We start from the raw sequence: 21,408 nt of genomic DNA, 5'->3' as shown, positions 1-21,408 counted from the left end.
CCACCGCGATCGCACGACAGAAGGGCGACCTCGGAGCGCTGGGAGGAAGTGTGGAGCCTGGGAGAATCGAACTCCCGACATCCTGCTTGCAAAGCAGGCGCTCTACCAACTGAGCTAAGGCCCCGTGATCAGCGAGCCGATCAGGAGGGTTCTACCGCCGGATGAAGGCGGGAGGCGAGAACCGCGTGCCAGCGATTCTCGGTAGCCGACGTGACCCGCTCCGTGGAACGGGCCACGTCGACGAGCCGACTGCGGAGAGCCGCGCTGGGAGCGGCTCTCGCAATGGGCACCGTGGGGGTACCAGGACTTGAACCTGGGACCTCTTCATTATCAGTGAAGCGCTCTAACCGCCTGAGCTATACCCCCGAAATGACCAGATGAGACTCTACCCGACGCGACGTCAGAATCCCAATCGGCGGCTCCGCGCGCCCTACTGGTTGGTGAAACCGACCAGCAGGCCTCCGGTGATCTTCACGCTGAGGTTGTACAGCACCGCGACGATGGCCCCGAGTGCGGTGGTCACGATGGTGTTGAGCACGGCCACGACGATCGCGAACCCCATGACCTGGGGAAGTGAGACGACCGAGTTGAGGTCGAACGTCTCCGCGCCCGCGATGTCCTGAACGAGACCGTTGACCTCGTTGAACACGTTCGTCTGCGCCAGGACCGTGTAGACCAGGTAGACGACGACGATCGTGATGATCGCGAGCGTGAGGCCGATCAGGAACGAGAGCTTCACGGCCGACCAGAAGTCGACGTAGACCAACTTGAGGCGGACCTGCTTCGCCGCCGGGCTCTTCGCGGACTTCTTGGCGAGCTTCTCGGCGACGGTGCTACTCATCTACGGACCCATCCTCCTCCGACACCGGGCCGGACTCGGCCGGCGCCGCGGCGTCGGGATCCTCGTCCTGGGCGTCGAGATTGCGTTCGGTGTTCTTGGCGAGTGCGATGATGCGGTCGTCCTCCGCGAATCGTGCGAAGACGACTCCCATGGTGTCGCGACCCTTGGCCGGTACCTCGGCCACGGCAGAGCGTACCACCTTGCCGCTGGCGAGGACGACGAGGACCTCGTCGTCCTCTCCGGTGATGATGGCGCCCACGAGATCGCCCCGCTTCTCCTCGAGCTTGGCCACCTTGATGCCCAGACCGCCGCGGCCCTGGAGGCGGTACTGGTCGACGGCGGTGCGCTTCGCGAAGCTCCCTCGGTCACCACGAACACGAAGCCCTCGTCGCTGACGACGTTCGCGTCGAGAAGGCGGTCCTCTCCGCGGAACGCCATGCCGCGCACTCCCGACGTCGAGCGGCCCATCGGGCGAAGCGCCTCGTCGGAAGCGGTGAAGCGGATCGACATGCCCTTGCGCGAGACGAGCAGCACATCGCTGTCCTCCTCCACCAGGAGCGCCGAGACCAGTTCGTCGCCGTCGCGCAGCTTGATCGCGATAATCCCACCGGAGCGGTTGGTGTCGTACTCGGAGAGGGCCGTCTTCTTGACCAGGCCGTCCCGAGTGGCGAGCACGAGGTAGCGCGCCGCCTCGTAGTCGCGGATGTCGAGGATCTGAGCGATCTGCTCTCCCGGCTCGAGCGCGAGGAGGTTGGCGATGTGCTGGCCCTTCGCGTCGCGGCCGGCCTCCTGCAACTCGTAGGTCTTGGCGCGGTACACGCGTCCGGTGTTGGTGAAGAAGAGGAGCCAGTGGTGCGTGGTGGTCACGAAGAAGTGCTCGACGATGTCGTCGGCCTTCAGCTGCGCGCCGCGCACGCCCCGGCCCCCGCGGTGCTGGGCGCGGTAGGAGTCGCTGCGGGTGCGCTTGAGATAGCCGCCGCGGGTGACGGTGACGACCATCTCCTCCTCGGGGATCAGGTCCTCCACGCTCATGTCGCCGTCGAAGCCGAAGAGGATCTCGGTGCGGCGATCGTCACCGAACCGCTCGACGATCTCGTCGAGCTCGTCCGAGATGATCGTCCGCTGACGCGCAGGACTCGCGAGGATCGACTTGTAGTCCTCGATCTCGGCCTGGATCCGGTCGTGCTCGTCGATGATCTTCTGGCGCTCCAGCGCGGCCAGCCGGCGCAGCTGCATGTCGAGGATCGCCCGCGACTGCACCTCGTCGATGTCGAGCAGCTCCATCAGGCCGTCGCGCGCCTCCTCGACGGTGGGAGAGCGGCGGATGAGCGCGATGACTCGTCGAGCGCGTCGAGCGCCTTGAGGTAGCCGCGCAGGATGTGGATGCGCGCTTCCGCCTCGTCGAGGAGGTACTGAGTCCGCCGCACGACGACCTCGACCTGGTGGTCGACCCAGGCCCGGATGAAGCCGTCGAGCGAGAGCGTGCGCGGGATGCCGTCGACGATCGCGAGCATGTTCGCGCCGAAGTTCTCCTGCAGCGGCGTGTGCTTGTAGAGGTTGTTGAGCACGACCTTCGCGACCGCGTCTCGCTTCAGCACGATCACGAGGCGCTGCCCGGTGCGGCCCGAGGTCTCGTCGCGGATGTCGGCGATGCCGGACACGCGGCCGTCCTTGACCAGCTCGGCGATCTTGACCGCCAGGTTGTCGGGGTTCACCTGGTACGGCAACTCGGTGACGACGAGGCAGGTGCGGCCCTGGATCTCCTCGATCGAGACGACCGCGCGCATCGTGATGGAGCCGCGGCCGGTGCGGTACGCAACCTGGATGCCGCGCACGCCGAGGATCTGCGCGCCAGTGGGGAAGTCGGGGCCCTTGATCCGCTGGAGCAGCGCCTCGAGCAGCTCCTCGCGGGTCGCCTCCGGGTTCTCGAGCGCCCACTTCGCACCCGCAGCGACCTCGCGGAGGTTGTGCGGCGGGATGTTGGTGGCCATGCCGACCGCGATGCCGACGGAACCGTTGACCAGGAGGTTGGGGAAGCGTGCCGGGAGGATCGCCGGCTCGCGGGTGCGCCCGTCGTAGTTGTCCTGGAAGTCGACGGTGTTCTTGTCGATGTCGCGGACCATCTCGAGGGCCAGCGGCGCCATCTTGGTCTCGGTGTACCGCGGGGCCGCGGCGCCGTCGTTGCCGGGGGAGCCGAAGTTGCCCTGGCCGAGAGCGAGCGGGTAGCGGAGGCTCCACGGCTGCACGAGGCGCACGAGGGCGTCGTAGATCGCGGAGTCGCCGTGCGGGTGGAACTGGCCCATGACGTCGCCGACGACGCGGGAGCACTTCGAGAAGGCCTTGTCGGGGCGGTAGCCGCCGTCGTACATGGCGTAGATCACGCGACGGTGCACCGGCTTCAGACCGTCACGCACCTCGGGCAGTGCACGGCCGACGATGACGCTCATCGCGTAGTCGAGGTACGAGCGCTGCATCTCGAGCTGGAGGTCGACCGGCTCGATCTTGTCGTGCCCGTGGATCACCACACCGGTCTCGGTGACGATGTCCTCGCTGTCGTCCGGGCCGGTGGGTGTGTCTGCTTCGTCTGCCATGATCTCTGGTCTCTCAGATGGTTCCGGGCCCCTGGTGAGTGGGGGCGGCGGTCGCGCTGGGTGTCAGGTGGTCGTTCGGAATGTTCTCGGGGTGGAGGTTCGGCGGTGGTCGTGCGGCCCTTTGCGGGCCGTCGTCGCCGTGGCGAGGTGGTCGGGTTCCGCTGCCGTGGCGCGTGGAGCTGCTGTCTGTGCTCGACCCTCGAGATCGCGACGCGATCTCAGATGTCGAGGAACCGGACGTCCTTCGCGTTCTTCTGGATGAAGGAACGGCGCGACTCGACGTCCTCCCCCATCAGCGTGGAGAAGATCTCGTCTGCGGCGGCCGCGTCGTCGAGGGTGACCTGGAGGAGGGTGCGCGTGGCGGGGTCCATCGTCGTCTCCCAGAGCTCCTTGTAGTCCATCTCGCCGAGTCCCTTGTAGCGCTGGATGCCGTTCTCCTTGGGCATGCGCTTGTTGGAGGCGGCACCGTGCGCGAGGAGCGCGTCGCGCTCGCGGTCGCTGTACACGTACTCGTGAGCCGAGTTGGACCACTTGAGGCGGTAGAGCGGCGGCTGAGCGAGGTAGACGTAGCCCAGATCGATCAGCGGGCGCATGTAGCGGAACAGCAGGGTCAGCAGGAGGGTGGTGATGTGCTGGCCATCGACGTCGGCGTCGGCCATCAGGATGATCTTGTGGTACCGCGCCTTGTCGGGAGTGAAATCCTCGCCGATGCCGGCTCCGAACGCCGTGATCATCGCCTGGACCTCGTTGTTGCCGAGCGCGCGATCGAGCCGCGCCTTCTCGACGTTGAGGATCTTGCCGCGCAGAGGGAGGATCGCCTGCGTCTCGGGATTGCGGCCCTGCACCGCGGATCCGCCCGCGGAGTCGCCCTCGACGATGAAGATCTCGGAGATCGACGGGTCCTTCGACTGGCAGTCCTTGAGTTTGCCGGGCATCCCGCCGCCCTCGAGCAGGCCCTTGCGCCGGGCGGTCTCGCGCGCCTTCCGCGCCGCCATGCGGGCGGAGGCGGCCTGGATCGCCTTGCGGATGATGTCCTTGGCCTGGCTCGGGTTGCGGTCGAACCAGTCGGCGAGCTGCTCGCCGGCCACGCGCTGCACGAACGCCTTGGCCTCGGTGTTGCCGAGCTTCGTCTTCGTCTGGCCCTCGAACTGCGGCTCGCCGAGCTTGATCGAGACAACCGCGGTGAGCCCCTCGCGGATGTCGTCACCCGAGAGGTTCTCGTCCTTCTCCTTGAGCAGGTTGTTCGCGCGCGCGTATCGGTTGACCAGCGAGGTCAGCGCGGCGCGGAAGCCCTCCTCGTGGGTTCCGCCCTCGTGGGTGTTGATCGTGTTCGCGTAGGTGTGGACACTCTCGGTGTAGGCCGTGGTCCACTGCATCGCGACTTCGAGGGAGATGCGCCGCTCGGAGTCCTCCGACTCGAAGTCGATGATCTCGGAGTGCACGAGATCGGACTTCTTGAGCGAGTTGATGTACTCGACGTAGTCGACGAGACCCTTCTCGTAGTGGAAGACGTCGGTGCGGTCGCCCTCGGTCTCGGCCTCGCCCTCCCCCTCGAACTCGACCTCGTTCCGGTCGGTCAGCGCGATCCGCAGGCCCTTGTTGAGGAACGCCATCTGCTGGAACCGCGCCCGGAGGGTCTCGTAGTCGAACTCGACCGTCTCGAAGATCTCGGCGTTGGGCCAGAAGGTGATCGTGGTGCCGGTCTCGTCGCTGGCCTCGCCCTTCTCGAGCGGGGAATCGGGGACGCCATCGGTGAAGCTCATCCGGTACACCGCGCCCTGGCGCTTGACCTCGACCTCGAGCCGCGTCGAGAGGGCGTTGACCACGGAGGAGCCGACGCCGTGGAGACCGCCGGAGACCGCGTAGCCGCCGCCCCCGAACTTGCCGCCGGCGTGCAGCACCGTCAGCACGAGCTCGACGGTCGAGATGCCCTCGGTGGGGTGCATGTCGACCGGGATGCCGCGACCATTGTCGGCGACGGTGACGCCTCCGTCGGCGCGCATGACGATCTCGATGTTGTCGCAGTAGCCCGCGAGAGCCTCGTCGACGGCGTTGTCGACGATCTCGTAGACCAGGTGGTGCAGACCGCGCGGCCCGGTGGACCCGATGTACATCCCGGGTCGCTTGCGAACTGCCTCGAGACCCTCGAGCACCTGGATCTGATTGGCGCCGTAGTCGCCGGACGACTTCGTCGACATGCTCTCGTGCGGAGCGGCGGGGCCGGAGGAGCCGTTCGCGTCCAGGTCGTTCTCTGCGGGTGACGTGGAGTCGTTCGGCTCTTGTGTCATAGCTGTGGAGTTCTCCTCTGACGGTCCGTCGCGGCGCACGCGAAGATCTGGAGATCACCCGCGGGGCGGAGTCGCTGCGGTTCGGCGGCCCCCCATTCTATCGCGTACGAGCCCGTTCCGAAGCGCTGGACGGCGATCTGAGGCGCGAAAGTTGAACGGTCGACCGAAAATGCGTTGTCAGCCGTAGGTGTCGCGCGGACCACGCCCTGGAATCGACCTGGGACCCTTTTTCCAGTTCGGGACGTCGGGTCCCTGGAATCGGATCGAGGCGATACCCGCGTCGGGGAAGTTCACGGCGATGTGGTTCATGATCTCGATCCGCATCAGCCGCAGCTGCGTCGACCACGCGGTCGACTCGCACGCAACGGTGAGCACGCCGTCCACGACGCCGACGGGAGTCGAGTGCTTCGCGGTCTCCTCGCCGGCGATCGCCGTCCACGACGACATCAGGTCGCCCTGCGCCAGTGGCGCGGTCCAGCCGAGCTTCACCGTGAGGGAGTCAAGGACGTCGCCGAGGTCGTGCGGGTCGCGACCCTTGCCGAACGGGATCGCGTCGCCCGCGGGCTCTACGCGCTCGACGGTCCGGCGGACGCGGCGCGGGCCGTCCGCGCCGAACACCTCCTTGAGGTGCCGGTAGACACGGGCGGCCTCGGAGTCGGGGGCAGGGGCTCCGCGGCGGGCGGGGTCAGTCATCGGCCGGCTCCGCCGCAGTGGGCTCGGCGACGATCGACTCCCGCTCAGGTGCCGTGATCGGAGCGGCGGCGGCTCCGGTCCCCACGATCCGGCCCGCCTCGATCCGCACCGTCTGCGCGGCGAGTGCCTCCGGGACGTCGTCGAAGACCGCCGCAGTGATCAGCACCTGCTCGTAGTCGGCGACCACGGTGGCGAGGCGCTCGCGTCGGCGCGCATCCAGTTCGGCGAAGACGTCGTCGAGCATGAGCACCGGGTCGCCCATCGGGGAGTCGTGGCGCAGAAGCTCCGCCGCGCCCAGTTTCAGCGCCAGCGCGAACGACCAGCTCTCGCCGTGGCTCGCGTAGCCCTTCGCGGGCAGCGAGTTCAGCTCGAACTGCACGTCGTCGCGGTGCGGGCCGACGAGGGAGACGCCCCGATCGAGCTCCCGGCGCCGCACCCCGACCAGGGCGGACGCGAACGCCTCCGCCAGCCCCTCGCCCACCGCGGGCGACTCGGAGGCGCCTGACTGCTCGACCGGCTCACCCTCGTCGTCGACCGCGCCCTCGATGCTCAACCGTGAGCGCAGCATCGGGCGCTGATCGGCTCCGGCGACCGCCTCGTAGGCGGCACGGACCGGCCCGTTCAGCTCGTCCACAAGGGTGATGCGGGACTGCATTATCTCGGAGCCGAGCGCGATCAGACGCTCATCCCAGATGTCGAGGGTGCCGAGCTTCGACGTGTCGCGGATCCCGCTCGTCCGTGCCGACTTCAGGAGGGAGTTGCGCTGGCGCAGCACCCGGTCGTAGTCGGCTTGCACTGCGCTCATCCGCGGGGAACGGAGGACGACCAGCTGATCGAGGAAACGCCGGCGGGCCGACGGGTCGCCGCGGATGAGGAGCAGATCCTCCGGTGCGAAGAGGACGCTCGAGAAGAAGCGGGGGAGCTCGCGCGGCTTGATGCCGCCGCGGTTGATCTGAGCGCGGTTGGGGGAGGAGCGGTTGATCTGGACCTCCGCGAGCAGCTCACGGTCGCCGTTGCGGAGCCTGGCGCGGATCACCGCGCTGTCGCGGCCGGCGCGGATGAGCGCCTGGTCGCTCGACACTCGGTGCGACCCGAGCGTCGAGAGGTACCCGAGCGATTCGACCAGGTTCGTCTTGCCCTGTCCGTTCCGCCCGACGAAGAGGTTCGATCCCGGAACGAGCGCGACGTCGACCGACCCGTAGTTCCGGAAGTCGCTGAGCGCCAACTGCGTCACGTGCACGTCGCGCTCCTCTCCTCCGCCGCTCGTCTCGGAGTCTCGATACACCCTGCAGGCCACATGGACCAGCATGTGCCCGCCGCCCCACCAGGTAAGGCGGCCGAAGGCCCGCCGCCCCCGCGAGAGCATCCCTGCCTCACGGGGGCCGCAGTCCGTAGTCCGTCACCGGCTCTGCGAATCGCCCTTACCTGGACAAGCCGACCGCCGCGAGGACGGGCAGGGACCGGCCGAGCCCGTCGATTGAGCTCCGCTCAGTCGACGGCTTTGACGCTATGCCCCCCGAACTGGTTCCGCAGCGCCGCGACCGCCTTCATCGCCGGCGAGTCCTCCTGGCGCGAGACGAAGCGCGCGAAGATCGAGGCACTGATCGTGGGCACCGGGACGGCGTTGTTGATCGCCTCCTCGATCGTCCAACGTCCCTCGCCGGAGTCCTGGACGTAGCCCTCGATGTGCTCGAACTCCGGGTCCTCCTCGAGGGCGCGGACGAGCAGCTCGAGGAGCCAGGAGCGCACGACCGTGCCGCGCTGCCAGGCCTTGAAGGTGCCGGTAACGTCGTTGATGATGTCCTTGCGGGTGTCGAGCAGCTCGTAGCCCTCGGCGAACGCCTGCATCAGCGCGTACTCGATGCCGTTGTGCACCATCTTCGCGTAGTGCCCCGCGCCGACCTCACCGACGTGGACGAAGCCCTCCTCGCGGGGGCTCCGGGCGCAAAGCGTCGAAGACGGGCATGGCGTACTCGACGAGCTCCTTCGGCCCGCCGACCATGAGGCCGTAGCCGTTCTGCAGTCCCCAGACTCCGCCGGAGACGCCGGCGTCGATGTAGTGGATCCCAAGCGGCTTCAGCAGCGCGTCGTGCTTGAAGTCCTCGGTGAAACGGGAGTTGCCGCCGTCGATGACGAGGTCGCCCTCGCTGAGCTTCTCCGAGAGGTCCTTGATCACCGAATCGGTGATCTCACCCGCCGGGACCATCACCCAGACGACGCGGGGCGCGGGGAGCACGGCGATCATCTCGTCGAGCGAGGCGGCGTCCGAGACCTCCGGGTTGCGGTCGTATCCGGTGACCTCGACGCCCTTCTCGCGGAGGCGGGAGCGCATGTTGTCGCCCATCTTGCCGAGGCCGACGAGTCCGATGTGCATGGTGAACCTTCCTGGATTCGATATCCGGCGGGCGGGCGCTCGTCGGGAGCGGGACGGTCGCGGCTCTGCGATCCGGGAGCTGGTCAGCGCAGCAGCAGGTTGGGCTGGAGCAGGTAGCGGTAGCTGTCGCTGCCGGGCTGCTCGCGCGAGGTCTGTGCCGTGATGAGGACGGGGCCGGGCTTGTTGGGGTTCTCGGTTTTGGTGAACGCGATGCGCACGAACTCCGAGTGCACGGCAGCGAGGCCGTCGAGCAGGAACTGCGGCTTGAGCGAGACGACCACGTCGTCTCCCGTCACGATCGCGTCGATGCTCTCTGAGGCCTGCGCCTGCTCCGAGCCGATCGCCTCGAGCGTCAGCCCGTCGCTGCTGAAGCTGAAGCGGAGGGCGGCCTCCCGCTCGAGCACGAGCGAGACGCGGCGGGTCGCCTCGATGAGGTCGCTCGTCGCCATGACGGCGTAGTTCTCGACGGAGGCGGGGAAGAGGCGCTTCACGGGAGGGAAGTTGCCCTTGATCAGCAGTGACGTGACCGTCTTCCGGTCGGCGGTGAACGCGATCAGCTCGCGCTCGTCGCGGTTGGTGATCGCGATCGAGACGGTGCCCGAGTGGCCGAAGGTCTTGCCGACCTCCTGGAGAGTGCGCGCCGGCACCAGTGCGGTGACCGGCTGCGCGGGAGCGGGGTTCTCGCCGTTGTCCCAGTCGATCTCACGGACGGCGACCCGGTAGCGGTCGGTCGCCACGAGGCCGATCGTGTTGTCCGTGATCTCGAGCTGCACGCCGGTGATCACGGGGGTGACATCGTCGCGGGAGGCTGCGACCGCCACCTGCGACACGGCCGCGGCGAAGGCGTCGGCCGGCACGAGCCCGGTGGAGGCGTCGATCTCGGGGATGCTCGGGTACTCCTCCACCGGCATCTGGAGGAGCGTGAAGTGGGCCGAGCCCGCCGAGACCGAGACGCGCGATTCCTCCGTGGCGATGCGCACGGGCGCGTTGGGCAGCCGGTTGGCGATGTCCGCGAGGAGGCGGCCGGAGACCAGCACTGTCCCGGTCTCTTCGACATCGGCCGCGATCTGCGTCTGGGCCGACACCTCGTAATCGAAGGAGGAGAGGGTCAGACCCTCGGCTGTCGCCTCGATGAGCACGCCGGAGAGGATCGGCAGTGTCGTGCGCTGCGGCAGCAGCTTGACCGCGAACGACACCGCCTCACTGAAGACATCGCGGTTGGCTTGGAACCTCACGAGTACACCCCTGACGAGTTGCGGACGAAGACCGTCGCCCATCGTACCCGGAGGGCTCGCTCCCCTCGGAAGCGGGCTGCTCTCGAGCGGCGAGAGCCGGGTGTGGAGAGGTTGTCGGTCGACGTCTGATTAAAGAGAGAACTGCGTTAACAGTGTTAACACGTGTGGAAACTGTGGAAAACGCTTCGGACCCTTACTGCGGACAGGGATCGGGGTGGACCGTCCCTGTGGAGGGAGTGTGAGCGCGCCGGTGGACGCCCTGTGGAGCGATCCGGAGCGACCGAACGCCTTCCACAGGCGACCGCTCCGCCCGCACAGTCACGGGCCGGTTGTCCACAGTTATCCACAGGTTCCTCACACTGTGGAAATCGCCCAGGATGTCGGGGCGACAGGGTCGACGGCGGAGCTCGAAGAGCTTCTGGCCCACTATGAGAGCCTTCGCCACCGGCAACGGAGGGTTGATCCTCCTCGGTCTCGACGAGGCAGTGCGTTTCGTGCCCGCCGCCGGATTCGATGCCTCCGCTTGTCCAGAACGCCCTGGCCGGGGTGTTCGGCCGCGAAGCAGGCACGACGCGGCCGGCACTGTCGCTCCTTCTCCCCGCGCTCACATCGACGTCTCGGCAGTGGATGGTGCGCCCGCGGTGGTCGTCCTCGTTGACAAACGGGAGCCGGCCGCGAAGCCGTGCTTCGTCACGACGCAGGGTATCGAGACGGGAACCTACGAGCGGGTGGGGAGACGGCGACCGTCAGATGAAGTCCTACGGCGTGCCGTGCTCTTCTCGGTCTCGACACCAGAGAGGCGATGGACCTTCTCGCCGGGCTCGTCGGCGGGAACCGGCTCCGTTCCCCGATCGTCCGGGCACCGGATTCCGAGCCGTGATCAGACGTGTCGAAGCGGAGAGGCGATCGGATGAACTCGATCTGGGGACGGTGCCCTCCACGGACCAGAAGATCGGGGATGCGCTCCTTCTCACGCTGCTCAGCGAGAGCCTCTCGATGCGTAAGCTCACCGCTCCGTCACGGCGCTCGGTGCTCTCGCTGCGGCAGCGTCTCCGGACCCTGATCCGCCACGGCGGACGCCGCCGCACCTTCTCAGAGCCGGAACCGCCGCTACCGCCTCTCCAGCTAGCGGTTGGTCTTGATGCGAGTGGTCAGCTCGGTGACCTGGTTGTAAATGCTGCGGCGCTCTTTCATGAGCTCCGAGATCTTCTTGTTCGCGTACATCACTGTCGTGTGATCGCGGTTGCCGAACAGCTGCCCGATCTTGGGTAGGGAGAGGTTCGTCAGCTCGCGGCAGAGGTACATCGCGATCTGTCGCGCGGTCGCCACCGCCTGCGAGCGGGAGGAACCGTAGAGGTCGTCGACCGTGAGCTTGAAGTAGTCGGCGGTGTGGTTGATGATATCGACCGGCGAGATGACGTTGTCCTCGTCGAGCGTGATCAGGTCCTTCAGCACCGTCTGCACGAGAGACATGTCGACCGGCGTGCGGTTCAAGCTCGCGAATGCGGTGACGCGGATGAGCGTCCCCTCGAGCTCGCGGATATTGCTCGACACCTTCGAGGCCATGAACTCGAGGATGTCGTCGGGCACGAGCAGCTTCTCACTGACCGCCTTCTTGCGGAGGATCGCGATGCGCGTCTCGAGGTCGGGCGCCTGCACGTCGGTGATCAGGCCCCACTCGAAGCGCGAGCGCATCCGGTCCTCGAACCCGGTGAGGGCCTTCGGTGGCAGATCGGAGGTGATCACGACCTGCTTGTTGTGGTCGTGCAGCTGGTTGAAGGTATGGAAGAACGCCTCCTGCGTCTCCGCCTTGCCCTGCAAGAACTGGATGTCGTCGATCAGGAGGATGTCGACGTTGCGATACCGACCGTGGAACGCGTTGCCCCGGTTGTTCGCGATCGAGTTGATGAAGTCGTTGGTGAACTCCTCGCTCGACACGTAGCGCACGCGGATCCCGGGGTACAGGCTCATCGCGTAGTGGCCGATGGCGTGGAGGAGGTGCGTCTTGCCGAGCCCGGAGTCGCCGTAGACGAAGAGCGGGTTGTAGGCCTTCGCGGGGGCCTCGGCGACGGCGACGGCGGCGGCGTGCGCGAACCGGTTGGAGCCTCCGATGACGAAGTTGTCGAAGCTGTACTTCGGGTTCAGCCGGGTGTCGGTGGCCGGAGCGGTGCGCAGCTCCTCGACGACGCGCACCGGCGCGGCGGACCCGGAGGAAGCGGTGATCGGCTCGAACGGGTTCATCGACTCCGAGGGCGAGGGGGAGCTCAGCGGCTCGTGCTCGATGTCGGGATTCACCACGAAGGCGAACGTCGAGACCCCGAAGGAGTCGTCGAGCGTCCCGATCGCGCTAAGCAGTGGCACGCGTACGCGCTGCTCGAGCATGCCGCGCGTGAACTCGTTCGGGACCTCGAGGTAGAACGTGCCGGCCATGATGCCTTTGGGTTCCACGAGCGAGACGAAGCCGTAGAGAGGTGCGGTGATCCGCTCGTCCTGTGACAGTGCCCCGAGGATCACGTTCCACGCGTCGACCATCGACGTGTCGTCTGCCATCTGTCTCCGGTCCTCGGTCGCTCTGTGAAGTCGCTGTCGTGAGTCGCCGGCTCCAGCTGCTCGCCCGGCGCCCGTCGCAGGGTTCACCCGGGCCACGGGCGATGCGTGCGGAGCGGTCGGTTTCGGGTCGACTTCTCCACAGACTCATCCACTGGTCCCTCGTCGGATCCCGCGTGGGCGCGGGAGGACGCGGATGCAGCCTGTGGATAACTCCGGCTCAACACGGTAACGAACGGAGCCGATGGGAGACAAATCCATCACAGCGACACCCGCGTGTCAATGCGCGGAAGGTGGCGACCCCTGTGCAGAATCGAGGTTTAGCCCGGACGACATTTGACCGGTGACCGTGCAGGCCGTAGTTTTAATCAGTTGACGCCTGCCCGGTGTCGTCCGCCCGGCCTTCGCGGGCCGTGCAGAGTCGGAGTCGGGCACCCCTTCTTCCCGGAGGATCCGGAGTCGCCGCTCACGCGCGCGGCCTCGATCGTGTCGTGGAACCCGTACGTGGAGATCTGATTATGAGCAAGCGAACCTTCCAGCCGAACAACCGTCGTCGCGCCAAGGTGCACGGCTTCCGTCTGCGCATGCGCACCCGTGCCGGCCGCGCCATCCTGAGCGCTCGCCGCGCCAAGGGGCGCACCGAGCTCTCCGCGTAGTACCGAGCGGTACCGACCAGCGGTGCTGGCCAGAGCCAATCGCATCGTCCACGGAGGCGAGTACCGGACAGTCGTCCGTCGCGGTGTGCGGTCCACAGGACCGCACACCGTCACGTATGTCCGCAGGTCCTCCGGCGCGGACACCCCGCGGTTCGGTTTCATCGTCGCCAAGACCGTCGGCACGGCAGTGACGCGCAACACCGTGCGTCGTCGTTTGAAGGCCGTGGCGTTCGAGCTCGTCCCGCAGATCGACCCGGGCACCGAGGTGGTCGTTCGCGCGCTGCCCAGTAGTGCCACCGCCCCCTGGTCCGAGCTCCGCGCGGAGGTCGTTGCCGCGATGGCGCGGACGCGAGCCATCCGAACGACGGGAGTGTCCTCGTGACCGCGGTGCTCCCCCGCACCTCCGGCTGGCCGACTCGGCTGGGCTGGGGCTTGATGTTGCTGCCGCGCAACCTCGGCATCCTCTTGCTGATCGTCTACCGTGCGGTCATTTCGCCCCTCTACGGCGATGTCTGCCGCTACTACCCCTCGTGCTCCGCGTACGCGCTCCAGGCGGTCCAGCTCCACGGGCTCGTCCTCGGCTCCGTCCTCGCGGCCCGTCGACTCATCCGCTGCCACCCGTGGGCTGCCGGCGGCGTCGACGACGTCCCGACCTCGATCCCCCTGCACCGACCGGCTCCCGGCCGGATCCGCTTCGCTGTGACGCGAGCCGGATTCGTCGTGGGTCCTCGAAAGGACTGACCCCACCCCATGGACCTCCTCGGCACGATCCTCTGGCCCCTCAAATGGGTGGTCGAGCTGCTCCTCGTCGCCTTCCATCAGTTGCTGACGTTCACCGGTATGGAGGCGGCCGCCGGCATCACGTGGGTGCTCTCGATCGTGGGCCTCGTCATCGTCATCCGCGCCGCGCTCATCCCGATCTTCGTCAAGCAGATCAAGAGCCAGCGCCGGATGCTCGAGGTCGCTCCGCAGCTCAAGAAGATCCAGGACAAGTACAAGGGCAAGCGCGATCAGCTGTCTCGCGAGGCGATGTCCCGCGAGACCATGGAGCTCTACAAGAAGACGGGGACGAACCCGCTCGCCTCGTGCCTGCCGCTGCTGATCCAGATGCCGATCTTCTTCAGCCTGTTCTCGGTGCTCAACGCGGCGCAGCACAGCCAGAAGGGCGTCGGTCCGCTCGACGAGACGCTCGCCCGCCAGTTCGGTGAGGCCGACCTGTTCGGAGTCGCACCGCTGCACCAGTCCATCCAGGGTGCGCTCGCGCAGGGCGGCCAGGTGCCGGTCATCGTCATCGCCGTGATCATGGTGGTTCTGATGACCGCGTCGCAGTTCATCACGCAGCTGCAGATCGTCTCGAAGAACATGTCGCCCGAGGCCAAGGCGTCGCCGACCTTCAAGCAGCAGCGGATCCTGCTCTACATCCTTCCGCTCGTGTTCGCTTTCTCGGGTTTCGCGTTCCCCCTCGGCGTGATGTTCTACTGGCTGACCTCGAACATCTGGACGATGATCCAGCAGTTCATCGTCATCCGGAACATGCCGACCCCGGGCAGCGAGGCAGCCAAGGCACGTGAGGAGCGCCTGCGTCGCAAGGGCAAGCTCGTCGAGGGCACCACCGATGCCGGCGAGGTGACCCTCGTCGAGAAGAAGGCCGTGCAACGGCAGCAGCCCGTGGGTAAGAACCGCGCCAAGAAGCAAGCCGGAAAGAAGTAGAGCCGCCATGACCGATCCGATGCAGACCTTCACTGAGGACGAGACCCGCGCTGAGACGGGCTCCGCTCCCGACGAGTCCGTTTCTCCGGATGAGTCCGGTGCCGCCGTCGAGGCCCCGGAGTCAACGCTCTCGCAGCTCGAGGACGAGGGCGACGTCGCCGCGGACTACATCGAGGAGTTCCTCGACATCTGCGATCTCGACGGCGACATCGACATCGAGGTGCGCAATGGCCGCGCCTACCTCTCCGTCACCGCATCGGGCGACTCCAACCTCCGTGTGCTCTCCCGTCCGGACGCCGTGCAGGCGCTGCAGGAGCTGACGCGCCTTGCCGTGCAGACCAGGACCGGTGCGTTCTCGCGCCTGATCCTCGACATCGGTGGGTCCCGCGACGCCCGCGAGGCCGAGCTGGCTCAGTTGGTCGACCGCGCCATCGAGCGGATCGAGGAGGGGGCGACCTCCGCGTCCCTCCCGCCCATGTCGTCGTACGAGCGCAAGCTGGTGCACGACATGGTCGGTGAACGCGGCTTCGTCTCGGAGTCGCGGGGCGAGGCGCGCGAGCGCCACACCGTCATCACGCGCGGCTGAGCACCGTGGAGCCGACTCTCGAGCCGGAGCCCGCCGCTGCCGCCGCGATCGCCGGCGACCGGTTGCCGGTACTCCGTCGTTTCACCGAGACCCTGGCCGACCAGGGTGAGGAGCGGGGTCTGATCGGCCCGCTCGAACTCCCCCGCCTCTGGACCAGGCATGTGCTCAACAGCGCCCTGGTGGCCCCTCTGCTGCGTCCGGGCCTCGTAGGAGACGTGGGGAGTGGTGCCGGCCTCCCGGGGCTCGTGCTCGGCATCGTTCGTCCCGATGTCCGATTCGTGCTCATCGAGCCGATGGAGCGGCGCATCGTTTGGCTCCAGGAGCAGCTCGATGCGCTAGGACTCGAGAATGTCTCGGTTCTGCGAGCACGGGCTGAGGAGGTTCGCCTGGCAGAACCGCTCGATCAGGTCACGGCCCGCGCGGTGAGCGCTCTCTCGAAGCTGATCCCCCTTGTCGCCCCGCTGGTCCGTCCCGGTGGCGAACTCGTGCTGCTCAAAGGGATCAACGCCGAGAGGGAGATTGAGGCCGCGTCGAAGCAGATACGCCGCTTCCGCGTCTCTCCGCCCGAGGTGCTCGTGCTCGGTGACGGCGTGCTCGCGGAGGTGACCCGTGTGGTCCGGGCTACAGTGGGATGATCGCCACGACGATGCAGTGATCCCCCGCCTCCTAGGTCGTCGACTCGTCGGTGTTGCCCACCGTCCCACCCGCTGAGCGAAGGTTTCACGTGAAACAATCCGATTCCGCCGGACTGACCGGGGGCTTCGACTCCTCGACCCCCCTGGCTCGCGAGATCGCGGACATGACGCGACGGCGCGCGCTGTTGAACGCTCAGCCGCTGCCGAAGCCGGAGTCGACGCGTGTCATCACGATCTCGAACCAGAAGGGTGGCGTTGGCAAGACGACGACGACGGTCAATCTGGCGGCGGGCCTGGCCCGCGGCGAAGCGAAAGTGCTGGTGATCGATCTCGATCCCCAGGGCAATGCGTCGACCGCACTCGGGATCGAGCACAGGGCAGAGACCGCCAGCGTCTACGACGTGATCGTCAACGACACTCCCCTGGCCGATGTCGTGCAAAAGAGCCCCGAATTCGCGTCACTCTATGGGGTCCCCGCCACCATTCACCTCGCCGGTGCCGAGATCGAGCTCGTCTCTCTGGTGGCGCGCGAGCAGCGGCTCCGCCGCGCGCTGGACCGGATGCTCGAAGCGATGTCTGAGCCCTTCGACTACGTCTTCATCGACTGCCCGCCCTCACTCGGCCTGTTGACCATCAATGCGTTCGTCGCCGCACGCGAGGTGCTCATCCCGATCCAGTGCGAGTACTACGCGCTCGAAGGGCTGAGCCAGCTGCTCAAGAATATCGACCTGATCGAGCGCCACCTGAACCCGAATCTCGGAGTCTCGACGATCCTGCTGACGATGTACGACGGGAGGACGAACCTCTCGCAGCAAGTTGCTGCGGACGTCCGTGAGCACTTCCCGAAGGAGGTGCTGCAGGCGGTGATTCCGCGGAACGTGAGGATCTCGGAGGCACCCAGCTACGGCCAGAGCGTCATCACCTACGACCCGCAGTCGTCTGGATCGCTGGCCTATCTGGAGGCAGCAGCAGAGATCGCGCGCCGAGGGGCGCGGAAGACTCCCGAAGCAGCTCATGAAGGAGAGGCACGCTGATGGCGACCAAGCGCACAGGACTCGGCCGGGGGATCGGGTCGCTGATTCCGACGGGAGATGAGACGCGATCGCGGCCTGTCGACGTCTTCTTTCCTGATCAGGTCGGCGATTCGGCTAGAGCTGATGAGCTGTTGGAGGTTCCGGGCGCTCGTCTTGCCCGTCTCCCCCTCGACGAGATCGTCCCCAATACCTCGCAGCCGCGTTCGGTCTTCGATCACGACGACCTGGCCGAGCTCGTGCATAGTGTGCGGGAATTCGGTGTGCTCCAGCCCATCGTCGTCCGCCCGGTGATGGGTCGTGGCGGAGCGAAGTACGAGCTCGTCATGGGCGAGCGTCGTTTCCGCGCCTCGAAGGCGGCCGTCTTACGACGATCCCCGCGGTGGTCAAGGACACGGCTGACGAGAACATGCTCCGAGACGCCCTGCTCGAGAACCTGCATCGGGCCGACCTCAACCCGTTGGAGGAGGCATCGGCCTATCAGCAGCTGCTGAGCGACTTCGGGATCACCCAGGAGGCGCTGGCGTCGAGGCTCGGCCGCTCGCGCCCTCAGATCTCGAACACTCTGCGTCTGCTCCGCCTGCCGGCAGAGGTCCAGTCTCGAGTGGCGGCGGGAGTGATCTCGGCCGGACACGCTCGCGCGGTGCTCTCGCTCGAGGATGTCGAGCTCATGCGCCGGCTCGCCGACAAGATCGTGAACGAGGACTTGTCGGTGCGTGCGCTGAGGCCGCGGCGGCGCAGATGAAGGCGCCGAAGACGGCGAATCGGGCTCGGCCGGAGGAGCAGGGAGGCCACTCCGGACATCTGTCATCGATCGCCGATCACTTAGGTGATCGCCTGAACACTCGGGTGAAGGTGACTCTGGGAGCGCGCAAGGGCCAGATGGTGATCGATTTCGCGACCATTCAGGACCTGAATCGAATCCTGGCGGAGATTGGCGAGCCGACTGAGGTCTCTCTGGCTCCATAGAGCGTTTCACGTGAAACGGTGAATGTCGTAGGCGTCCTCGGTAGCGGGTCCTTGCGGCGGCAGGGCGGACCGTCGTGCGCAACCCGTCCCGCCCTCGTGGCGCCGAGTCAGGCCGGCACGCTCAGCGCTGACTCCCCCGCGCTGTCGCCGCAATGGCCAGTGGCGGGCCACGTGCTCGTCACGACAGCTCCGGCCCGATCTTCACGAGCGCAGCGAACTTCTATCCTCGCTGGAGGAAGGTGCCTCCCGATGAGCACGAGCGGGGTGCGGCTGGCGCACTCCCGGTCAACTCTGCCCGGCACAGCAGGCCCGCGTCGACATGCCTCGCCTATCTTCGTCTGGCCGACCGTTTCACGTGAACGGTCGGAACTACTCCGCCGCGGCGAGTGTGGCCAACGTCGAGTAGACATCGCCGAGGTAGCGACCGGACGCCTCGATCGCCTGCGGCACCAAGGATGTCTCCGTCATCCCCGGAAGCACATTGGCGTCGAAGAACCAGGGCGTGCCGGAGTCATCGACGATGAAGTCGATCCTCGAGAGATGACGTAGTCCGAGGATGTCATGGATGGCGACAGCGACTCGAGAGACCTCCGTCGTCGCGTCGTCCGAGATGCGCGCAGGAGTGTAGAAGTGCGTCTCTCCCGCGTTGTAGCGAGCCTCGAAGGTGTAGCGCCCCGCGACAGGGGCGATCTCGACCGGGGGGAGAGCGAACGGTCCGTCCCCCAGGTCGAGGATTCCGACGGAGACTTCGGTGCCGCCTATCTGCTGTTCGATGAGGACGACGTCGCTGTAGGTGTAGGCCTCGACCATGGCGCGGGGGAGTTGCGACGATTCGGACACGATGCTCACGCCCTGTGCAGAGCCTCCCTGAGCAGGCTTCACCACCAGCGGGCCTGGCAGATGTGCGTCGACCTGCTCGAGGATTCCGGCGGCGCCGAGTTCGCGGAATGTCTCGCGGGGGAGTGTGACCGAGCGGGGCGTCGAGAATCCGCCGCGACCGACGAGCGTCTTGGCGGTCGGCTTGAACCAGGCGAGCCGTGCTGCATCGGTTCGGGACCCGACGTAGGAGAATCCGGCGGCCTCGAGAAGTCCGAGCAGCGCGCCGTCTTCTCCACTCGCTCCGTGCACCGCGGGCCAGACGACGTCTGGCTGCTTATCGAGCAGCGTCGAGAGGAGAGCGGCGTCAGGCTCGTGGTGCGAGACTCGGTGGCCCATGGCTGACAGGCGGTCTCCGACGCGACGCCCGGAGCGCAACGAGACATCGCGCTCATGGCTGATGCCTCCGCTGATCACGACGATGTCGAGGGAGCGGTCGAGCGCAGAGAAATCGGTCATGACCAGGGCTTTCTTAGAATCGAGGTGCGCGGAGTCAGGAGACGTTCGGGGGCAGGACGGCGTCACGCCTGGTTGCGTCGGCGCCATTCAAAGCTCCTGTGCCGGCGAAGGTGGACAGCAGATCGAGCTCTCCGTTGATAACGGTGGCGAGTCGGCGGATGCCGTCGCCGATCCGCTCCGGTGTCGGATAGCAGAAGGAGAGCCTGATGTTCTGACGCCCCTGGCCGTTGCCGTAGAAGGCTGTGCCGGGCGTGTAGGCGACGAGCTCCTTCACCGCGCGCGGGAGCATGGCTTTCGAGTCGAGTTCGTCGGGCAGGGTGAGCCAGACGTAGAAGCCGCCGTTCGGGTCGGTCCAGCTCAGCTCGGGGAGATGAGCCTGCAGGCCTCGCAGCATCGCCTCCTTCCGCTCGCGATAGACACCGCGGAATGTGTCGATCTGTGCACGCCAGTCGGCGGTCTCGAGGTACTTCGAGATCACGAGCTGGCTGAAGGAGGAGGGGCTCAAAACGGCCGCCTCATTCGCCAGGATCAGGCGTTCACGGATCGCGTGGGGCGCCAGTGCCCAGCCGACCCGGAAGCCGGGGGCCAGGGTCTTCGAGAAGGTTCCGAGATAGATGACTCCGTCCTCCTCGAGTGAGCGCATGGCCTTCGGTGGCACGTCCTCGAAGTACAACAGGCCGTACGGGTTGTCCTCGAGTACGAGGATCCCCTCGGACTTGCAGATCTCGAGGATCTCGACCCGCCGCTCCCAGCTCAGGGTGACTCCGGCCGGGTTGTGGAAGGTCGGGATCGTGTAGAGGAACTTGATCGTCTTTCCGGCCGCCCTGACTCTCGCGATGTGCTCGCGGAGCGCGGCCGGGATGAGGCCGTGCTCGTCCATCGGGACATGCTCGATCTCGGCCTGGTAGGAGCGGAAGATCACCATCGCAGTGACGTAGCTGGGTCCCTCCGAGAGGACGACGTCTCCGGGATCGAGGAACAGCTTCGAGACGAGTTCAAGCGCGTGCTGCGAGCCCGTGGTGACGACGACGTCGTCGGCGCTGGCCGAGATCCCCTCGAGCGCCATGACGTCGAGGATCTGCTCGCGGAGCACCGGGACGCCCTGCCCTGACCCGTACTGCAACGCGACCGGGCCCTGCTCGCGCATCACCGATTCGATGGCGCCGGTGACGAGGTCCTGGGGGAGCGCTGAGACGAAGGGCATGCCTCCTGCGAGAGAGACGACCTCGGGGCGTGAGGCGACCGCGAACAGGGCTCGGACCTCGCTGGCGGCCAGTCCGGCCGTGCGCTCCGCGTAGGAGTTGTACCAGGGGTCGAGATTGGTGCCGCGGTTGGTCACGATGGTGTCGCTTCGCTCGGTGGACAGGATCACCCGATGACAACCGGGTCGTTCCACAGTACCGGGAGCCGCTGAGGCCCGGCGGGAGCTCACGACTCCACTGCCGTCACGGTGGCCTGGGGTGTTCACGTGAAACACAGGCGGGGACGGCGAGAACCCCCGGCGCGAGGCGACAGGGGTTCTCGAGGGCGGCTCGGCGGCCGTCAGGCGTTCGGACTCAGAGGAACGCGGCGAGGTCGGCTTCGAGAGCCGGCTTCGGCTTGGCGCCGATGACGGTCTTGACGACCTCACCCTTCTGGTAGACCTTCATCGCCGGGATCGACGTGATCTGGTACTTCGCGGCGGTCTGCGGGTTCTCATCGACATTCAGCTTGACGATCTCGATCTTGTCACCGTGCTCGGCCGAGATCTGGTCGAGGATGGGCGAGACCATGCGGCAGGGACCGCACCACTCGGCCCAGAAATCGACCAGCACGGTCTTCTCGGAGTCGAGGACGTCGGACTGGAACGATGCGTCGGTGACGCTCTTCGCGGTGGACATGGATGTTCTCTCCTTCACGAGCCGGAGAACCGGCTCC

Annotated in this window: 17 protein-coding genes, 2 tRNA genes and 3 pseudogenes; 8 read left to right on the top strand and 14 right to left on the bottom strand. The window is 66.8% G+C overall.

Annotated elements, in window-relative coordinates; genetic code table 11:
- Positions 1–51: 51 nt before the first annotated feature.
- The 11 genes and pseudogenes from ACH61_RS01765 to dnaA form a co-directional block, all read right to left on the bottom strand.
- Positions 52–124: transfer RNA gene (locus tag ACH61_RS01765), tRNA-Ala, on the bottom strand.
- 168 nt (positions 125–292) lie between these two features.
- Positions 293–366 (bottom strand) — tRNA-Ile (locus ACH61_RS01760).
- A gap of 64 nt (positions 367–430) precedes the next feature.
- Positions 431–841 carry a DUF3566 domain-containing protein gene (locus ACH61_RS01755; protein WP_068207827.1) on the bottom strand — a complete coding sequence of 137 codons (411 nt, stop codon included), beginning with the start codon at positions 839–841 and terminating at the stop codon, positions 431–433.
- Positions 834–1,145, bottom strand: a complete 312-nt coding sequence (locus ACH61_RS18075; RefSeq protein ID WP_236713495.1) for a DNA gyrase C-terminal beta-propeller domain-containing protein — start codon at positions 1,143–1,145, stop codon at positions 834–836. The genes ACH61_RS01755 and ACH61_RS18075 overlap by 8 nt, the downstream gene beginning before the upstream one ends.
- A 146-nt stretch (positions 1,146–1,291) precedes the next feature.
- Positions 1,292–3,210, bottom strand: a pseudogene (gene gyrA / locus ACH61_RS01750) (DNA gyrase subunit A); the annotation flags it as partial.
- A gap of 440 nt (positions 3,211–3,650) precedes the next feature.
- On the bottom strand, positions 3,651–5,720 hold the full coding sequence (gene gyrB, locus ACH61_RS01745; protein WP_082844930.1) for a DNA topoisomerase (ATP-hydrolyzing) subunit B: 2,070 nt from the start codon (positions 5,718–5,720) through the stop codon (positions 3,651–3,653).
- Between the two features lie 177 nt (positions 5,721–5,897).
- Entirely contained in the window at positions 5,898–6,413 is a 516-nt protein-coding gene (locus ACH61_RS01740) for a DciA family protein (RefSeq protein ID WP_068207825.1), read from the bottom strand.
- A complete protein-coding gene (gene recF, locus ACH61_RS01735) occupies positions 6,406–7,653 on the bottom strand; it encodes a DNA replication/repair protein RecF (RefSeq protein WP_068207822.1) in 1,248 nt (415 codons plus the stop codon). The genes ACH61_RS01740 and recF overlap by 8 nt, the downstream gene beginning before the upstream one ends.
- Before the next feature lie 248 nt (positions 7,654–7,901).
- Positions 7,902–8,787: pseudogene (gnd, locus tag ACH61_RS01730) on the bottom strand (phosphogluconate dehydrogenase (NAD(+)-dependent, decarboxylating)).
- 83 nt (positions 8,788–8,870) lie between these two features.
- The gene (gene dnaN / locus ACH61_RS01725) at positions 8,871–10,022 is read right to left on the bottom strand and encodes a DNA polymerase III subunit beta (RefSeq protein WP_068207869.1); all 1,152 of its coding nucleotides are present in this window, start codon (positions 10,020–10,022) and stop codon (positions 8,871–8,873) included.
- Between the two features lie 1,125 nt (positions 10,023–11,147).
- Positions 11,148–12,452 (bottom strand): chromosomal replication initiator protein DnaA, encoded by a 1,305-nt coding sequence (dnaA, locus tag ACH61_RS01720; RefSeq protein ID WP_413784016.1) that lies wholly within the window; start codon positions 12,450–12,452, stop codon positions 11,148–11,150.
- 635 nt (positions 12,453–13,087) lie between these two features.
- On the opposite strand from dnaA, the gene rpmH reads away from it, so the two are divergent.
- The 8 genes and pseudogenes from rpmH (at position 13,088) to ACH61_RS01680 (ending at position 18,156) form a co-directional block, all read left to right on the top strand.
- Positions 13,088–13,225, top strand: a complete 138-nt coding sequence (gene rpmH, locus ACH61_RS01715; protein ID WP_027692766.1) for a 50S ribosomal protein L34 — start codon at positions 13,088–13,090, stop codon at positions 13,223–13,225.
- 22 nt (positions 13,226–13,247) lie between these two features.
- A complete protein-coding gene (gene rnpA / locus ACH61_RS01710) occupies positions 13,248–13,607 on the top strand; it encodes a ribonuclease P protein component (protein WP_068207816.1) in 360 nt (119 codons plus the stop codon).
- Between the two features lie 53 nt (positions 13,608–13,660).
- Complete coding sequence (gene yidD, locus ACH61_RS01705; protein WP_068207866.1) at positions 13,661–13,966, top strand: membrane protein insertion efficiency factor YidD; 306 nt, start codon at positions 13,661–13,663, stop codon at positions 13,964–13,966.
- A gap of 9 nt (positions 13,967–13,975) precedes the next feature.
- Positions 13,976–14,935, top strand: coding sequence for a membrane protein insertase YidC (yidC, locus tag ACH61_RS01700; RefSeq protein WP_068207814.1), 960 nt, complete (start codon positions 13,976–13,978; stop codon positions 14,933–14,935).
- Positions 14,936–14,942: 7 nt separating this feature from the next.
- Positions 14,943–15,521, top strand: coding sequence for a Jag family protein (locus ACH61_RS01695; protein WP_236713492.1), 579 nt, complete (start codon positions 14,943–14,945; stop codon positions 15,519–15,521).
- 5 nt (positions 15,522–15,526) lie between these two features.
- On the top strand, positions 15,527–16,156 hold the full coding sequence (gene rsmG, locus ACH61_RS01690; RefSeq protein WP_068207812.1) for a 16S rRNA (guanine(527)-N(7))-methyltransferase RsmG: 630 nt from the start codon (positions 15,527–15,529) through the stop codon (positions 16,154–16,156).
- A 164-nt stretch (positions 16,157–16,320) separates the two neighbouring features.
- Positions 16,321–17,190, top strand: a complete 870-nt coding sequence (locus ACH61_RS01685) for a ParA family protein (protein ID WP_082844934.1) — start codon at positions 16,321–16,323, stop codon at positions 17,188–17,190.
- Positions 17,190–18,156, top strand: a pseudogene (locus tag ACH61_RS01680) (ParB/RepB/Spo0J family partition protein). Before ACH61_RS01685 ends, ACH61_RS01680 begins: the two are co-directional and overlap by 1 nt.
- A gap of 369 nt (positions 18,157–18,525) precedes the next feature.
- Here ACH61_RS01680 and ACH61_RS01675 read toward each other — a convergent pair.
- The 3 genes from ACH61_RS01675 to trxA form a co-directional block, all read right to left on the bottom strand.
- Positions 18,526–19,491, bottom strand: coding sequence for a D-alanine--D-alanine ligase family protein (locus tag ACH61_RS01675; protein WP_068207807.1), 966 nt, complete (start codon positions 19,489–19,491; stop codon positions 18,526–18,528).
- Positions 19,492–19,525: 34 nt separating this feature from the next.
- Positions 19,526–20,863, bottom strand: a complete 1,338-nt coding sequence (locus ACH61_RS01670) for an aminotransferase-like domain-containing protein (protein ID WP_236713491.1) — start codon at positions 20,861–20,863, stop codon at positions 19,526–19,528.
- 184 nt (positions 20,864–21,047) lie between these two features.
- Entirely contained in the window at positions 21,048–21,371 is a 324-nt protein-coding gene (gene trxA / locus ACH61_RS01665; protein WP_055784535.1) for a thioredoxin, read from the bottom strand.
- Positions 21,372–21,408: the final 37 nt, after the last annotated feature.

The organism is Rathayibacter tanaceti, from assembly GCF_001634385.1.
Taxonomy (GTDB): domain Bacteria; phylum Actinomycetota; class Actinomycetes; order Actinomycetales; family Microbacteriaceae; genus Rathayibacter; species Rathayibacter tanaceti.
This window is presented reverse-complemented; position numbering and strand designations above follow the sequence as displayed.

Bases quoted from the DNA above. Each gene is read 5' to 3' on its own strand.
- ACH61_RS01675 (WP_068207807.1), bottom strand. From the start codon at position 19,491: ATGACCGATTTCTCTGCGCTCGACCGCTCCCTCGACATCGTCGTGATC.
- gyrB (WP_082844930.1), bottom strand. From the start codon at position 5,720: ATGACACAAGAGCCGAACGACTCCACGTCACCCGCAGAGAACGACCTG.
- ACH61_RS01755 (WP_068207827.1), bottom strand. From the start codon at position 841: ATGAGTAGCACCGTCGCCGAGAAGCTCGCCAAGAAGTCCGCGAAGAGC.
- yidD (WP_068207866.1), top strand. From the start codon at position 13,661: ATGTTGCTGCCGCGCAACCTCGGCATCCTCTTGCTGATCGTCTACCGT.
- dnaA (WP_413784016.1), bottom strand. From the start codon at position 12,452: ATGGCCGGCACGTTCTACCTCGAGGTCCCGAACGAGTTCACGCGCGGC.
- ACH61_RS01740 (WP_068207825.1), bottom strand. From the start codon at position 6,413: ATGACTGACCCCGCCCGCCGCGGAGCCCCTGCCCCCGACTCCGAGGCC.
- ACH61_RS01685 (WP_082844934.1), top strand. From the start codon at position 16,321: ATGACGCGACGGCGCGCGCTGTTGAACGCTCAGCCGCTGCCGAAGCCG.
- yidC (WP_068207814.1), top strand. From the start codon at position 13,976: ATGGACCTCCTCGGCACGATCCTCTGGCCCCTCAAATGGGTGGTCGAG.
- rpmH (WP_027692766.1), top strand. From the start codon at position 13,088: ATGAGCAAGCGAACCTTCCAGCCGAACAACCGTCGTCGCGCCAAGGTG.
- trxA (WP_055784535.1), bottom strand. From the start codon at position 21,371: ATGTCCACCGCGAAGAGCGTCACCGACGCATCGTTCCAGTCCGACGTC.
- ACH61_RS01695 (WP_236713492.1), top strand. From the start codon at position 14,943: ATGACCGATCCGATGCAGACCTTCACTGAGGACGAGACCCGCGCTGAG.